Consider the following 15956-nt stretch of genomic DNA (forward strand, 5'->3'; position numbering starts at 1 on the left):
TATTTAAATATTCTTATTTTAATTATACCACCTATTTTTTAACATAATATTTTATTTTCAAATTGATAAAAAAGCTAATTTTATGTTATAATATTTGAGTATTACTGTTTATAGTAAAAAATCAAAATTTTTCATACATTTTAAGGGAGGGACACCATGAAAACTCTTGGCAAATTTGTACTGTACTCTATAATCGCTCTCATGAATGCCGGATTAATATGGTCTATATTTATATTATCCGGTCTTGGAAATTACGGACTTTCAGTTGTTATCGGCGCATTTGTAATACTTGCTAATATCGCTATTTTTTCGAAAAAAGGATATCCATATAGATACACCTTGCCCGCAATGTTCTTTCTTTTTATTTTAACTGTATATCCAATATATTACACTGTTAAGACAGCTTTTACAAATTATGGAACAGGACATTTATTTACAAGAGACCAGGCTATTCAGATTTTGCTTAATGATCCAAATTATTTATATGAACCCGAAAACGGAAATAGCTATAATTTTAAGATTTTCATAAAACTTAAAAATTTCAAACCAACTGAAGATTTTATTATAGTCTTATATAATGATAAGGAGATATTATTATCAGAAAAACCACATGAAATTACTTATAATTCAAAAGGCAATCCTAAAAATGCTTTTTCTGAATTAAAACCAATAAATGAAGATTATATGAATATTACAATTAATGGTAAAACTTACTCTGCCTTTTTAAAAAGAAAATTAGATGATACATTTAGGGCTCTTTCTATTAATGAAAAAATGAATACTGTTCTTGGTTTTGAAGATAATAAAGGTACGAAGTATGTTTATTTTTATTCTCCAACTGACCCAGGAACATTTAAAAATGCCTCATTTTATAACTCAGTATTAAGAAAAAAATATCTGGGTGTTCTAGAACTTAAAAATTATGATGGAAAACGTTATAGACTTTCTTCCAAATTTATATACAAAAAATTCTCTGAAGCATATAGAATATATGAATTAAGAGTAAAACCTGTTTTCGTAAACAATAAAAAAACTTATAAAACTATAATTTTTAACACAAGAACAAATAAAGAACTAATTGACAGAGATAGTGCATTTTGGGATTATAACGAAAATGGTGATTTAATCAGATTAATAGGGTATTCATCTTTTGTAGGAACTTATCAATTTGACAGAATTAGAAAAGACCCTAAAATATCCGGACCTTTTTTCAAAATTTTTACATGGACATTTACATATGCCGCTCTAAGTGTTTTATTTAGTTTTATTATTGGTATGATTTTAGCTCTTATGCTCAATGATAAGTTTATGAAAGGTAGAATATTATACAGAACTCTACTTATTATTCCATGGGCTGTTCCTGCATTCATTTCTGTTTTAATATGGAGAAATGGTTTTTTCAATGAAACTTATGGTATTATTAATAGATTTATTATTACAAATTTAGGATTAGAACCAATAAAATGGTTAAATGATCCTTTTTGGGCAAAAGTTGCTGTTTTAATGGTAAATACATGGCTTGGCTTCCCATACATGATGACAATTACATTAGGAGCATTACAAAGTATTCCTGACGAACTATATGAGGCTTCTTCAATTGATGGAGCTACGCGATGGACTCAGTTTAGAAAAATTACACTACCATTATTGATGGTATCATTAACCCCCCTTCTTGTTAGCAGTTTTGCATTTAATTTCAATAATTTCGTGAATATCTATTTATTAACTGGAGGCGGACCTGCTATGCCCGGTGCTACAACACCTGCAGGTTCAACAGATATTTTAATTTCATATACTTATAAATTAGCTTTTGAGGGTTCTCGTGGTCAAGATTTTGGTTTTGCAAGCGCAATTTCCATATTGATCTTTGCAATTGTATCTGGTATTAGTTATTTCAACTTTAAATTATCAGGAGCTTTTGAAGAGGTGAGCAGATAATGATGATTCAGAAAAAAAATTATATATTAAGACATATTTTTTTGATAATAGTTATAATTCTCGTACTTTTTCCTCTTGTCTGGGTCGTTACAACATCAATAAGAAGGGATAATGCTGCATTTTCACCTAAACTTTTTTCCTCAAGAATTACATTAAATTATTATAGGGATTTACTATTCCCAAAAGCCACTGTCCCTGAATTAATAAAAGATATAAATGGAACAGCACATTTTATAGGTGAAAATTCCAAATTAACCCTTGATGAAGCAAACAAGAAACTCTTTAATGAATTAAAAGATTTTGAAATATATATAGATGAAACTAATGAATATTTAAATAATATTCAGAAAAGATTTATCGATATGCAAAAATCATTGTATGGTAAAGATATGGATAATATTATAGAAGATATTAATAAAGCCCGTATAAAAGAGTTTGAAAAGTTAGAAAAAATGGAGGATTTATTTTTAGAAGGTTCGTTTTTATCTGATGCCAATTTAAAATCTATCAATTCTCAGAAAGAGGAACTAAATAATGCAATCACAAACTATTACTATCTAAGAACTGAAATATTAAATTTATTATCAGATATTAAAAAAACCGATGATAATAGCAAATATTATGATAATACTATATACACCATTTTTTCAATAAAACCAAATTACACCTTATGGAAAATAAAAAATTATAAAAAATGGGTAAAAATTGAAAATAATGAAAAATTATTAATATTAAATACCAAAATTAAAAATTTATCAAATGAATGGAAAAATATACTTTCAAAAGCAAAAAATATAGATAATTCAATGAATGCTTTGGAACAAAAATTTTTAGGAAAAGATTTAGAAAATATAAATAATTACAGCAGTGAAATAAAAAATATTCAAAAAGAACTGTCTAAAATAAAAAACAATATTTCAAAATCACAAAATATTGTATTGAAATATACAAGCGATCTAACTTCTCTTTTAGAATTATATGCACCAGATAGTTTAAAAATAGAATCTGCCGTGAATATTTTAAAAAACTATAAAAAAGATAAAGTTAATTCTACTGAAGTTATAGCTTTATCTGAGAAAATTAATTTCATTTCAAATACTTTTGAAATCATTAATAATAAAATTCAACAATTGTCAGATTTTGAAATATACAAAAATTCAATACAAAAATATTATGAATCATTCTTATGGTTAAAAAATAATTTAGAATATATAAATCCCGATCTAGAATACATTACTCCAGCATATAAAACTGTTTTTGAAATAATAGATAATATAGATTCAACATTAAATACTTTAAAAGCGCTAACAATAAATTTAACAGATAATCTCGCAATACTGGAAAAATACCAAAATTCCTATAATCAGTTGGATTCTAAGCTAAAAGCTTTTTCTACAAAATACGATGAATTATATAATAAAAATAAAACTGTATTAGACAATTTTAAAAAGTTAAAAAAATACGGGGAATTCCTTATAATAAAAAGCTTTTCTAACTTAGAAATAAAAAATTATTATGAATCGGAATTTTTTGCAGATTTATTGAATTCGAAACTATTTGAATTCTATAAACCTCTAAAAAGAGATTTAATCGTATTTACATTGAGAAATAATATAGAAGAAGCTAAAAATAAATTTTATCTTAGTATGAGCTCTTTTGAAAAACTAATCTCTGAAATTAAACCCAATATCGAAAAATTAAAAAGTAATGCTAATGATTATTTGAAAATTAATTATAATGGATACACAGCTGATATATTACCTATTCTTGAAATTTCTTCAATATATAATTCTAAATTTGGTCCAGTAAAAGCAAATATTTCAAGGTCTTCAAGAATTGTTTCAGATCTTGCAGATTCAGTAAAATATAAATCATTAAAAACTGATTTGAGAAAAATTGATGCAGATATTTATGATTTACTTGATAAATGGAATCCAAAACAAAGAAAACCGTTTTTACGATGGTTGTTAAATTCTATAATTGTAGCTGGTGTTACATCAATATTAACAGTTTTAATGACCGCTGTTGCAGCTTATCCGTTTAGTAGAATGAGATTTTTTGGAAGAAAAGAAGGTCTTTTATATTTAATGTTAATTCAGATGTTCCCTGCAATAATGTATATGGTAGCATTATATGGAATTTTAAAATTCATGGGGGATTATTTTGGGTTTATAGGACTTGATACACTTGCTGGATTGATTTTTGTATATCTTGGTGGAGTTTCATTTAATATGTGGTTAATTAAAGGATATTACGATACTATCCCAGATTCTCTTGAAGAATCTGCTATGATAGATGGTGCCACAAGATTTCAAACATTCTGGCGTATTGTATTGCCATTGGCTTCACCAATTCTAGCTGTTGTTACAATATTATCTTTCATGGGAACATTTAATGAATTTGTTATGGCAAGAATTGTTTTATCCAGCGAACAAAATTACACCTATGCTGTAGGATTACAAACCTTTACGTCTGGCCCGTTTGAAACTGAATGGGGATTATTTACTGCTGCCGCTTTACTTGGTGCGGTCCCAATGGTATTATTATTCCTGTCTATGCAAAAATATCTTGTTGGTGGTTTAACCCAGGGATCTGTAAAAGGATAAAAAACGGCTCCGAATCGGAGCTGTTTTTTTTATCCTTATTGAAAATTATATTTTTATTCCTATTTCTTGTGTTCTTAAATATTTAATTTTACCTTTACTTTTCAAAATTCCTAATATATTGCTTTCTTCATTTTCTTCAATAGCTATTTCAAATCTTACATCAGCCATAAATTCCTGATTTGTAATTTTCCAGCCATTAACTCTTTTTAATAACCTTTCAATTTCTGCATACCTGGAATAATCAGTTTTAACTTCATATATTTTTAAATCTATATATTTTCCTATTTTTGAATTTAATACTGTTTCTTCCGCACAACTGGAATAAGCATCTATTAATCCTCTTACACCTAATTTAATCCCACCAAAATAACGCGTAACTACAACTACTATGTTAATCAAATTATGTTTTTCAATAATACCAAAAATTGGCTTTCCAGCTGTTCCAGAAGGCTCTCCATCATCGGAATAATTAAACTTATTTTCTTTAACTTTATACGCCCAACAATTATGAGTGGAATTTCTATATTTAGATGAAATTTCTTTTATAAATTCTTTTGCTTCTTTTTCTGTATTTACTTTCTTTACATTGCCAATAAATTCAGAACGTTTTATTTTTATCTTTGTTTCAACTGGACTTAATATTGAAAAATATATTTTGATCACCTCTTTTTTTATAATATAAAAACTCTCAGCTAAGCTGAGAGTTTAGACTTATTTTTTATTAAAATAATTCTGCTTTTCCATTAGAACCAAGAACTTCCATTCTATCTGTTATTACTTTTATAGTATATTCTCTTGCCAATTTAAAATATTTCCTTGGATCAAATTCTTTTGGATTTGCATTTAAAAATTCTCTTAAACCAGCAACAAAGGCTATTCTTAAATCCGTATCTGTATTTACCTTATTAATTCCATATTTTACGGCTTCTCTCAATATTTCAGATGGAACTCCTTTAGCACCTCCAAAATCTGCTCCGTGTTTTTCTGCTATTTCCACAAATTCTGGAACTACCGAAGATGCTCCATGTAATACAAGAGGTCTTTTAACATATTCTTTTACTTTTTTTATTCTATCATAATCTATTTTAGCTTTACCTTTAAATTTGAAAGCTCCATGTGATGTTCCAACTGCTGGCGCTAAGAAATCAACATCTGTTTCTTCAACAAAGATTTTTGCTTCTTCAGGATTTACTAAAACATTTTCTTCTGCTACTGCTTCATCTTCCACACCTGCTAATTGACCTAATTCTGCTTCTACTGAAACGCCTGCTGCATGAGCTATTTTTACTATTTCTTTTGTTATTCTTAAATTTTCTTCAAAAGGATGTTCTGAAGCATCTATCATAACTGATGAATAACCAGCTTTTATTGCTGCAACTATATATTCAAAACTTTTCCCATGATCAAGATGCAAAGAAACTGGTATATCTACCTGCTCTGCAAATGTTTTTACCATTTTAACAAATATTTCTGCACCTTTCCTGAAATCTCCATTTCCGGCATATTTCATTGCTCCTTGACTTGTTTCAATAATAACTGGTGAATTCATTTTCACTCCAGCTTCAATGATATAATGTAAAAATTCAAGATTATTAATATTTAAAGCTGGAACTCCATATCCATGTTTATCTGCATTTTCTAAAATAACTTTAGTATCTACATAAGGCATTTTAACCCCTCCCAACAATAAATTTAATGTTCAAAACTATTATATCATAATACTGTTAAATCTCTTCTAACCAATTTACATTATCCAAAACAATTGCCAACTCTTCGAATAACTTTTCAAAAAATGCTTTTTTCAATCCTTTTGTCTTAGATGCATAATGATCTATATTCCTTAAAATTGAATATGCAGAATCTTTTGAAATTATATTTGATAATTCTTTTATATTTTCAGCCATTATTTTATACTCATAATTATCCAGTATTTTTATAATATCATCTTCTTCAAGATTTTCGATGTATTTATTTATTCTTAATATCATTGTATTTTTTTCTGATATATTCATTTTTTTTATCTTATTTAGGATATTATTATCAAGTTCAAAAAGAATTTTTTCTGGTATTGGATAGTCTTCGCTATTTTCAAGAAAATTAACAAACGTTCTTGCAGCCTCTGGACCTACTATACCGGATGCCAATATATAACCATATTCCTTAATTTCATCTTCAGTCATATTTTTTAAAACTCTATCTAATTTATACCAACTTCTGGGACTTGGTTTTAAATCTAAATGTAAAGAGACATTTTTTCCGTTTGAAATAAACTCAGGATATTTTTTTATAAAATCTATAATTTCTTTTGATATTTTCATTTCACTTGCCCATTGTACCCATTCCTCCGCATCTGCATTTAAATTAATATGAAAAAAACGGGACATAAATGCTGGATCTGTTATTAAATCTATCTGGTCATAATCTTCATCTGGTGGATTTGCAGCTGCTACTATCCATGTGCCTTCTGGCAATACGTGGTTGTGAATTCTTCTATCAAGCAATAATTGCATAATCGCATTTCTTATTGAACGATGAGCCCTGTTTATTTCATCTATCATTATAATACTATTATCTTTCTCTGGCAACCAATCTGGTTTTAAAAAAACTGTTTTGTTATTATCTCTTGATGGTAATCCTATTAAATCTCCTGGTTCCATTTGAGATATAACCAGTATTATCAATTCTCTATTACTTTCTTTTGCAATTTCTCTTATTATATCTGTTTTTCCTACACCAAAATGCCCCCATATTAAAGGTATTTCACCTGACTCCATTATTTTTTTAGATAAAAATTTTATATCTTTTGGTTTCATAAAGTCACCTACCCATTTGAATTGAATTTTCTTTTTGTAATTTCTTCCTGAATTTTCATATACCCATTCTTTATTGCTAATTTTCCTTTATTCGTGGTTTTAAGCTGTTTTTTTATTTTCTCCATCTCTGGTTTTATTTTATCCATTCTTTTTTTATCATCTTCCAATAGTTTCTTTACTCTATTTATTATCAAATCTGAAGTAGAAAATCTTTCCATCTTTTGTAGCACTGTTTTTCTTTGCTCAAGAATTCTTGGAAGAACTTCATAATCTTCATTTAATATTATTCTATCAATTAATTTTTCAAGATTATCAAGATTTTCAATTAATTCTTTTATTTCTTTAATATTTTCCATTTTAAATCCCTCTTTTTTGAGATTTTTTATCTCTTAAATAAGCCTTGATATATTCTATTTCTTCAACATTCATACCATAATCCCACCAATATGGCAAAATTGAATTATTCAAAAGTAGAGGATCTGTATCTATTTCAATCCATCCTTTTGATACTAATTCCATATATTGTGGAGTGTTTGGAATTGGTGTAAACTCATTAACAGATGGTATAATACCAAGTTCCATACAAAAATCTATTCCTTTTATTACATCATCAACCTTTTGTCCTGGTAAATTTGCCATTATATAAGCTGACGTTTCATTTAATCCTTCATTTAATAAATAATTCGAAGCTCTAATTAAATCTTCGTTGCTTACCTTACCACCTGTTTTTTTCTGCATTTCTTCATCTGATGTTTCATAACCCAATTTTATTACTTTAAAATTAGCTTTTGAAAAAAGTTTTGCTATTTTTCTATTGACTAATTTTGCATGAATACCATTTGGCAAATGATATCTAACTTTAAATTGAGAAAGCTTTTCTAATAGTTCTTCCTTTTGAGGATGTATCAAAAATGCATCATCAAAAAAAACTACATCTTCAACTTTCTTTTTTGATAAAACATTTTCTATTCCTTTTATTATTTTTTTCACACTTCTTATTTGATATTTCCACATACGTGGTGTTACGCAATATGTACATTTAAATGGACATCCTATTGAAGAAGTTATTACTATATAAGGTACATCAGAATATAAATCATAGAAAGGATCAAGATCTTCAAACCAGTCTATATTTTTTATATTTATATTATAATAATCAAAAAGCTTTTTAATTGCAATATTTCCTGTTCCATTAATTACTTTAACATTCAATTTTTCAAATGTTTTTTTTGCATGAAGAGGCATAACATTTACATATATTCCACCTAAAAATATTGGTTTCTCTGGAAATACTTTTCTTATTATTTCTATAGTTTTATAAACTCCATAATACCAATAAGTCATTACAGACGTAACAATAATTCCATCTACGTTTTTATATTCATTTAATTTTTTTATAAATACTTCTTCTGGCAACCCATATCTTTTAAATTTCCTTGGAATATCTTTAATAATTTCCGGTTTTTCCACCTGTTCATAATAATATTTACCCGTTCCATAATATCTATCCTTAATAAAATTTATTTCTTTAAAATATTCATCGTATCTATTCATTAAATCTATTAAATTAACTTCAAATCCATGATATTTTAATATACTTCCAACATATAATAAACCTAATGGTTTTTGCCAGAAATCATATGCTGCTGTATCATATACCCAGGGATTTATAAGCAGAAAATGCTTCATCTATTCTCTCCTTTCATACATTTCATAAAAAACATTCAATCCTTTAAGAGTTAAATATTGATCATATATATTAAATTCTGGAATAACCCCTTTTAAGGATTTTCCAATTCCTCCTGTTATAACAATTTTGAATTTAGTATCATATTCTTTTTCAATATCTTTCAATAATTGTTGGATTCCATATACAACTGTTTTGATTATCCCTATTTGAATATTATCTATTGTATTTTTCCCTACTGAATAATTCAAAAATTTCAATTCCACCTGTGGTAATTTTGCAGTTTTAGAAAACAATGACATCATTTGGGTATTTATCCCAGGAATTATAGACCCCCCTATAAAATTTCCTTTATGTAATACATCTATTGTTATTGCCGTACCAAAATCTATTCCTATTGCATTATTTCCATAATATTTCTTTAAAGCTAATACATTTGCAACTCTATCTGCGCCAACCTCTTTTGGATAATCTACATCTAATTTCATATTCTTTATCTTAATTCCACTTACAAATACAGCATCTACATTATAATATTTCTTTGCATATCTGCTCAAAATATAATTTACAGATGGAACTACAGAAGAAATAACAACAGCATTTATATCTTTTTCACCTATATTTATTCTATTCAGTAAAGGAAAAAGGTGAGAATACAATTCATCTTCTGTTTCAAATGATTGTGTCCCTATTCGCCAAACACTTAAAAATTGGTTTTCATATAATCCAACAACTATGTGTGTATTTCCTACGTCAAATAATAACCTCATATTATTCCTCCCAGATTTCAGATGAAGCTTTTCTTAATCTATTCATTATAGAAATCCCAAGTCCTTCATCTTTTACCCCTTCTATTATTATTACATCATTATCCTTTCTGTCAGCATTTCTCAAAATATCAAATAAATTTACTGCAAATTTAAAATATTCATTTTTTCCTCCTGAAATTATTATATCATATGATTTGAAATGTTTTGTATCTTCTTCAAATAACACAAGCAATGGCTTTTTATATCTTTTTATTATTTCTTTTATTATATCTATCCTTCTATCTGAATATTCAACTAAAATAGTTTTTTTATCAGGCGCATAATGACGATATTTCATACCAGGTGCTTTTGCAATATCGACTTTACTTTTCCCATATATGAAATCCGGAATTATAATATCTCCAAAAATTTCTTTTAATTTTTCTGGAACTATCGGCCCTGGTCTTAATAAAGTTGGCTTTTTTTCAGTCAAATCTATTACTGTTGACTCAAGTCCAAAATCCACATCTCCACCATCAATTATTATATTTACTCTGCCATACATATCTTCTATGACATGTTTTGCTATTGTAGGACTAGGTTTACCAGATAGATTTGCACTTGGAGCTGCAATCGGCGTATTTGAAAGTTCTATAAGTTTTTTAGCTATTGGGTGTGCTGGAATTCTTACAGCTACTGTATCTCTGTTGGCAGATACTATATCAGGAACTTTACTTTTCTTCTTTAATACAAAAGTTATTGGACCAGGTATCAAAACATTTATTTTTTCAAATAGCTCTTCAGATATATATGCTATATCATGTATTTTTTCCGGACTGCCTATGTGTAATATCAAAGGATTATCAGAAGGTCTTCCTTTTGCCTTATATATTTTTTTTACCGCCATATCATTTAATCCATCTGCTCCGAGACCATATACTGTTTCTGTTGGAAAAACAACCAAATTTCCTTCTCTAATATTTTGCGCTGCTATTTTTATCTTTTCTTCTTCTATTTTCAATGGATTTATTTTTAATATTCTTGTTTTCATTATAATTCTCCTTTGAGGTATTAAAATTCTTTATAATTATATTTTTTTTATTATATCATAACATAGTTAAACTTTATATACTCTTTAGCCTGTTTAAAAAGTTAAAAAAATTAGAAATCTTTTTTAAAGAGAAATTATGAAAAAGCTTAAAAAGAACAATAAGGTTGAATAATAGTATTTCCAATTAGTAAAGCAAGCGAAAACTCGCAGATTGTCCATACACGCTACCGCGGGTATTGGTTTAAATTTTTATTTTCTATAAAATATAAAAAACATATTTACCTTAGATTTTTTATAAAAAATCTAAGCGTAAAATGAAGCCGGTCATTGATGTGAGTCTGATACGACCGGCGAGAATGAGCTATTTTTGAGGATTAACAATCAAGGTTTGAGCGACTTTACTTTTTGGACATCGTATTTTTTATTATGTTGTCTAAAAAGTCTCAAATGAAACGAAGGCTCGAAGATTGCCCTTAAAATTATGAATGTAAGCCGTCAAAAAAACAGGACGTTTTTTTGAGTGAAGCTTTTTCATGGATGAAAAATCTGAGCGACGGCTGAGAATGAATAATTTTAAGGATTAGCAATCAAGCCGCCTGAGTGAATTTGAATTTTTAGACATCGTATTTTTTATTTTAATTTCCAAAAAGAAAACTATTAGAAATGAAAACGAAATAAAAAATTCTTATAATTCGGTTATATATGTTAATTTTCTTTTAATACTATTTTTATAAATTATAATCTTTAATAAAATAAAAGATTCACTTTTTAGAAAATACTGTATTACAAGTTGCATTCATTTCTTCTAAAGATTCCATAAGATTAAAAAATAGACTTCTTAAGCAACAAAGAAATTTTAGGATTTAATTCGAATAAAATAAACTAAAAATTACTGAAAGGTGGGGGATTATGAAGAAAAGACTATTTTTATTTATTTTAGTATTTATATCTGTTTTTACCTATGGTAAAACCTTAATTGGAGGATATTATTGGAGTGACATTTTCTTTGGATTTAGTGGTGTAAGCATTTATGGTGGAGTAGAGAAAAATATTGACTTTATTAATCTTGAAGAAACTATAGGAATTAAGGATAATTTATTAACATTTCAATATTTTTACGGTGTTGGTATTAATTATTTAAAATTTGATCCAACCGTATTAGGTATAGGTGATTACACATTAAATGATTTTGCGTTAAAAGGAATTATTGCAGGAAATGTTGGAATTCCTTTATTAAGTTTTTCTATATTTGATTATAACGCTATGCCTGCTGTTTATCTTGAACTAAACTCTAACTACTATTTTTCAGAATTAACTGTTGAAGACAAAAATAAAATTTCTGGTTTAGTTTTAAGCGATCATATAGCAATCACATATAATTATGGCGCTAAATTAATTTTTAATCCAAAAAATTTAAATAGCAAGTTTATCATTAGACCTATCTTTTTTCCATGGCCTTTTATAATTGGAGCTGAAGTTTTATTCTAAAAAGATTATTTTTATTATGGCTAATATTATTTTTAAATGTTTATTTTCAATATAAATTAGATAAAATAACAGGTATTTTAATACCTGTTATTTTTATTTTAAATACTTTTCTAATTTCCGTATCATAAATATAGTAGAATACATTTGAGAGGTGAGCCTATGGAAAATAAAAAAACAACATTTGTATGGGATATTATTTTTATTATTTATTTAATTATTCTTATATATTTTGCTACTACGCCAAAACCACCTTTTAATTATTCTCGTTTTCCAAACGAAGATAAAATGTGGCATTTTTTGGCTTATGCTGGAGGAATGTTTTTATTTTTGAAAAGTTATTTCAATAGAAAATTTTTCTTATATTTTTTTGGAAGTATCATTTTGACTCTTCCAGTTACAAGTGAATATATTCAGGCACTATCGCCTTACAGACAATTTTCTATGTTTGATGCTCTGGCAAGTTATGCGGGAATACTTGCTGTCACGTTGTTTCTAATACTACAAAATATTATAAAAAAAAGGATTTCCTGATGGAAATCCTTTATTTTTTATCTTCTTTTATTATCTCTTCTTTTACATTAATATATTCTACTCCACCCTTTTCAATTTGAATCCCATCTTCACCTTTTTCCCATGCTTCAAATTTTTTCATAACAAGATCATATGTTTTTTCACTAACCTCTGGCAATTTCCCTCCTAATATTCCTTTAACATCATCAAAACCTTTTTTTACTGCGTCTTTTAATAAATTAATTTTGGATTTATCTCCACCTGATATAGACTTTGCAAACTCTATTATTCTATCAGAAACAGCTTCAGGACTCCATTGCCCATCTTCCAATTCCTTTTTCATTTCTGCTTTTTCTGAATCTGTAATACCAAGTTGCTTTTTTATCTTATCTTCAACCCATGCTTTAAATTCATCATATAATTTTTGTGAATCTGCTTTTAATTCTTTCCACCGGTTTGGATTAATTTGAATATTTTTTTTCACCATAGAAGAGTACGTTGCTTTCATATACTCTATTTCTGTTTTTACATAAACATCACCTTTAAATTTTTTTTCTTTACTTTTTAATTCATTATTTCCTTTTTCTGATATTTTTTTTATACTGGAATACTTAAAATATTCAAAATTGTTATCGATTCTCATATTATCACCTCCATATTAAAAATCGACCATTTTTATATTTTATTAAATAAAAAGCTCCCATAAGGGAGCCCTTTATTGTATTTTAAATCTTTTTAATCCTTCTACGAGCGTTTCAGATTTTGCTTTTAACTCTTCAGTATAATCTTCCAATTGTTTCACACTCTCGCTTTGAGTATTTATAGATTGCGCAATACTGTTAATTTCATCAGATATCATTGATACTTCCTGAGTTATTTTATCCATACCATTTGAAACTTCTTCAGTTGAAGCACTCTGCTCCTCAGAACTGGAGCTTAAATCTTCGATATTTACAGTAATCTGTTGAATCTTATCCAATATTAATTTAAACTTTTCTTCTATCTTTAGCGATTCATTTTCAACATTTTTAATTATATATCCTGTTTTCTCCGTTGCTTCGCTGGCATCATTCGCACCATTTTGAATCTCTAATAAAATCTGTGCTATTTGTTCAGTAGCTTTTTTAGATTCTTCTGCTAACTTTCTAATTTCATCAGCAACAACGGCAAATCCTTTACCTGCTTCTCCGGCTCTTGCCGCCTCAATTGCTGCATTCAATGCCAATAAATTTGTCTGTTCTGTAATATTTTCTATAGTTTCCACTATTTGACCAATATTTTCTGCATTTGATACTAATTCTTTTACTGTATTTACTGTTTTATTTGATTGTTCCACTGCCTGAGATATTATTTCTGCAATTTTTACAACTGATTCATTTCCTTCTTTTGCTGTTTCTGAAACATCAAAAGCCTCTTTCGATAAACTCTGTGCTCTCTCTGAAATATTTTGCGCAGCAGCTGTTATTTCTTCTATACCTGAATTAATTTCTTCAACAGAAGATGCAGCTGAATCTGAACTTACATTTATTTTCTCACTTTTTTCATTAATCATAAGCATTTGTTCAGTCTGAATTTCAACATTTTTATTTATATCATTCGCCATATTTTCCAGATCTTCAGAAGACTTTCTCACTTCTTTTAAATAATTAACAAGATTATTAGACATATAATTAAGAGATTCAGATATTTTTGCAATCTCATCTTTACCTTTTACTTCAAATTTTTGAGTTAAATCTCCTTCACCAAATTTTTTCACTTTTTCTGCTAAATCTATTAATGGCTTTGAAATAGAATTTCCCAACACTAGAGAGAGTATCAACGATACTATCATTGCGATTAAAACAACTATATTAAAGAATTGTATTAACCTTTTTGTATTGCCTAAAAGCTCATTTTCTGGAATAGATATCGCAGCAGCCCAATTTAAATTCTTTATCGGAACATAAAATAATATTATCTTTTCACCATTACTTTCTATTTTTCCATATCCTTTTTCACCGTTTAGCATTTTATTTACTAATTCATTTAATCCATTATAACTAGAATCATATGCATTTTTTCCAACAAATTCCTTCAAAGAATGTGCAACAATTATACCTTTAGAATCAACTATAAAACTATGAATATTTTTTTCTTCATCTGAAGTTAAAAATGATAAAAATTTATTTATTGAAATTGTTGCTCCAATCAATCCAATTGTATTATTATTTTCATCTTTAATTGAATGAGCAATAACAACAATCGAAGAACCATCTGCTTTAGAAATTAACACATCACTAATGGCAATTTCACTACCAGCCATAATTTCTTTAAAATAATTTCTATCCTTTATATTTGTTTTCACATCTGAAGTTGTATAAGCATCGCCATTCTTATCTGCAATAAATAGCATAGAAAAATCATCTAATATTTTTAAATCCTTTTTTAACACCTCAATAGAATCTTTAAAATTCATGCTTTTTAATATTTTTTTATTAGAAACAAGTTCTATTTGATGAATCAATCCATCAAAAAAATTTTCAATTTCTCTTGATTCTTGTTGAAGGTGTAAAAAAGAAGATTCAGAAGTCATATTTTTTAATGTATTTCCCAAATAAAAATACAAAAATAAACCTACAAAAATTCCTGCTGAAATAATAACTCCAGAAAATACCGCTGCAATTTTTGTTTTTATAGAACGCACCTTATTCACCTCCAGCTTTAAAATACTATTTGCATTTTTATTGTACCACTAAAAAATCACACCTATTATACAAATATTTATCGATTAAATGAATCGATAACATTATTTAATTAAAAATTTGTAAATATATGTAATTTTATATAATTAATAAGCAATTCATATTATAAAACAAAAAAGCAGCCGTTGAAGGCTGCTTTAAAAATATCATATGGAAAAAGATAGTTTCGGACTAAGCCATAAAGCTTGGAGTTTCCATATGATTACAGTTGGCATAGATATCTCATCATGTCTATTATATCACTTTTATTAATATTTTGTCAAGTATATATTATAAAAAAAAACCCCCTGATTATTTAACAGGGGGTAAAATAAAAAGAGGGGCGCTACCTACTCTCGCATGGATTTCCCATACTACCATCGGCCTGGATATG

The 15956-nt window shown here is 27.4% G+C and carries 13 protein-coding genes; 4 read left to right on the forward strand and 9 right to left on the reverse strand.

Annotation, left to right across the window (positions count from 1 at the left end; all coding sequences use genetic code 11):
- The first annotated feature begins 156 nt into the window (after positions 1-156).
- Together X275_RS05460 and X275_RS11055 are read left to right on the forward strand one after the other, a co-directional pair.
- Positions 157-1938, forward strand: a complete 1782-nt coding sequence (locus X275_RS05460; RefSeq protein WP_047267887.1) for an ABC transporter permease subunit — start codon at positions 157-159, stop codon at positions 1936-1938.
- A complete protein-coding gene (locus X275_RS11055; protein WP_052913659.1) occupies positions 1938-4544 on the forward strand; it encodes an ABC transporter permease subunit in 2607 nt (868 codons plus the stop codon). Before X275_RS05460 ends, X275_RS11055 begins: the two co-directional genes overlap by 1 nt.
- A 45-nt stretch (positions 4545-4589) precedes the next feature.
- Here the strand turns inward: X275_RS11055 and X275_RS05470 are convergent, their stop codons facing one another.
- From X275_RS05470 to X275_RS05500, 7 genes are read right to left on the reverse strand one after another with little or no spacing between them, the layout of a single operon-like run.
- Entirely contained in the window at positions 4590-5207 is a 618-nt protein-coding gene (locus tag X275_RS05470; RefSeq protein ID WP_047267888.1) for a YigZ family protein, read from the reverse strand.
- Between the two features lie 58 nt (positions 5208-5265).
- Positions 5266-6213: a class II fructose-1,6-bisphosphate aldolase gene (fba, locus tag X275_RS05475; protein WP_047267889.1), complete on the reverse strand. Its 948-nt coding sequence runs from the start codon at positions 6211-6213 to the stop codon at positions 5266-5268.
- Between the two features lie 55 nt (positions 6214-6268).
- Positions 6269-7357 carry an AAA family ATPase gene (locus tag X275_RS05480; RefSeq protein ID WP_047267890.1) on the reverse strand — a complete coding sequence of 363 codons (1089 nt, stop codon included), beginning with the start codon at positions 7355-7357 and terminating at the stop codon, positions 6269-6271.
- Between the two features lie 8 nt (positions 7358-7365).
- Entirely contained in the window at positions 7366-7713 is a 348-nt protein-coding gene (locus X275_RS05485; protein WP_047267891.1) for a hypothetical protein, read from the reverse strand.
- A gap of 1 nt (position 7714) precedes the next feature.
- Positions 7715-9046 carry a B12-binding domain-containing radical SAM protein gene (locus tag X275_RS05490; RefSeq protein ID WP_047267892.1) on the reverse strand — a complete coding sequence of 444 codons (1332 nt, stop codon included), beginning with the start codon at positions 9044-9046 and terminating at the stop codon, positions 7715-7717.
- Positions 9047-9814: a type III pantothenate kinase gene (locus X275_RS05495; RefSeq protein ID WP_047267893.1), complete on the reverse strand. Its 768-nt coding sequence runs from the start codon at positions 9812-9814 to the stop codon at positions 9047-9049.
- 1 nt (position 9815) lies between these two features.
- The gene (locus tag X275_RS05500; RefSeq protein ID WP_047267894.1) at positions 9816-10844 is read right to left on the reverse strand and encodes an L-threonylcarbamoyladenylate synthase; all 1029 of its coding nucleotides are present in this window, start codon (positions 10842-10844) and stop codon (positions 9816-9818) included.
- A 909-nt stretch (positions 10845-11753) separates the two neighbouring features.
- Between X275_RS05500 and X275_RS05505 the strand changes: the two genes are divergently transcribed.
- Together X275_RS05505 and X275_RS05510 are read left to right on the forward strand one after the other, a co-directional pair.
- Positions 11754-12332 carry a hypothetical protein gene (locus X275_RS05505; protein WP_047267895.1) on the forward strand — a complete coding sequence of 193 codons (579 nt, stop codon included), beginning with the start codon at positions 11754-11756 and terminating at the stop codon, positions 12330-12332.
- A gap of 159 nt (positions 12333-12491) precedes the next feature.
- Positions 12492-12863: a hypothetical protein gene (locus X275_RS05510; RefSeq protein WP_047267896.1), complete on the forward strand. Its 372-nt coding sequence runs from the start codon at positions 12492-12494 to the stop codon at positions 12861-12863.
- A gap of 10 nt (positions 12864-12873) precedes the next feature.
- Here the strand turns inward: X275_RS05510 and X275_RS11060 are convergent, their stop codons facing one another.
- Together X275_RS11060 and X275_RS11065 are read right to left on the reverse strand one after the other, a co-directional pair.
- On the reverse strand, positions 12874-13485 hold the full coding sequence (locus X275_RS11060; RefSeq protein ID WP_052913662.1) for a hypothetical protein: 612 nt from the start codon (positions 13483-13485) through the stop codon (positions 12874-12876).
- Positions 13486-13557: 72 nt separating this feature from the next.
- Positions 13558-15525 carry a methyl-accepting chemotaxis protein gene (locus X275_RS11065; RefSeq protein ID WP_052913664.1) on the reverse strand — a complete coding sequence of 656 codons (1968 nt, stop codon included), beginning with the start codon at positions 15523-15525 and terminating at the stop codon, positions 13558-13560.
- Positions 15526-15956 lie beyond the last annotated feature (431 nt).

It is taken from the genome of Marinitoga sp. 1197 (assembly GCF_001021165.1).
Lineage (GTDB): Bacteria > Thermotogota > Thermotogae > Petrotogales > Petrotogaceae > Marinitoga.

Bases quoted from the DNA above. Each gene is read 5' to 3' on its own strand.
- X275_RS05500 (WP_047267894.1), bottom strand. From the start codon at position 10,844: ATGAAAACAAGAATATTAAAAATAAATCCATTGAAAATAGAAGAAGAA.
- X275_RS11060 (WP_052913662.1), bottom strand. From the start codon at position 13,485: ATGAGAATCGATAACAATTTTGAATATTTTAAGTATTCCAGTATAAAA.
- X275_RS05480 (WP_047267890.1), bottom strand. From the start codon at position 7,357: ATGAAACCAAAAGATATAAAATTTTTATCTAAAAAAATAATGGAGTCA.
- X275_RS05495 (WP_047267893.1), bottom strand. From the start codon at position 9,814: ATGAGGTTATTATTTGACGTAGGAAATACACACATAGTTGTTGGATTA.
- X275_RS11055 (WP_052913659.1), top strand. From the start codon at position 1,938: ATGATGATTCAGAAAAAAAATTATATATTAAGACATATTTTTTTGATA.
- X275_RS05460 (WP_047267887.1), top strand. From the start codon at position 157: ATGAAAACTCTTGGCAAATTTGTACTGTACTCTATAATCGCTCTCATG.
- fba (WP_047267889.1), bottom strand. From the start codon at position 6,213: ATGCCTTATGTAGATACTAAAGTTATTTTAGAAAATGCAGATAAACAT.
- X275_RS05510 (WP_047267896.1), top strand. From the start codon at position 12,492: ATGGAAAATAAAAAAACAACATTTGTATGGGATATTATTTTTATTATT.
- X275_RS05485 (WP_047267891.1), bottom strand. From the start codon at position 7,713: ATGGAAAATATTAAAGAAATAAAAGAATTAATTGAAAATCTTGATAAT.
- X275_RS05505 (WP_047267895.1), top strand. From the start codon at position 11,754: ATGAAGAAAAGACTATTTTTATTTATTTTAGTATTTATATCTGTTTTT.
- X275_RS05490 (WP_047267892.1), bottom strand. From the start codon at position 9,046: ATGAAGCATTTTCTGCTTATAAATCCCTGGGTATATGATACAGCAGCA.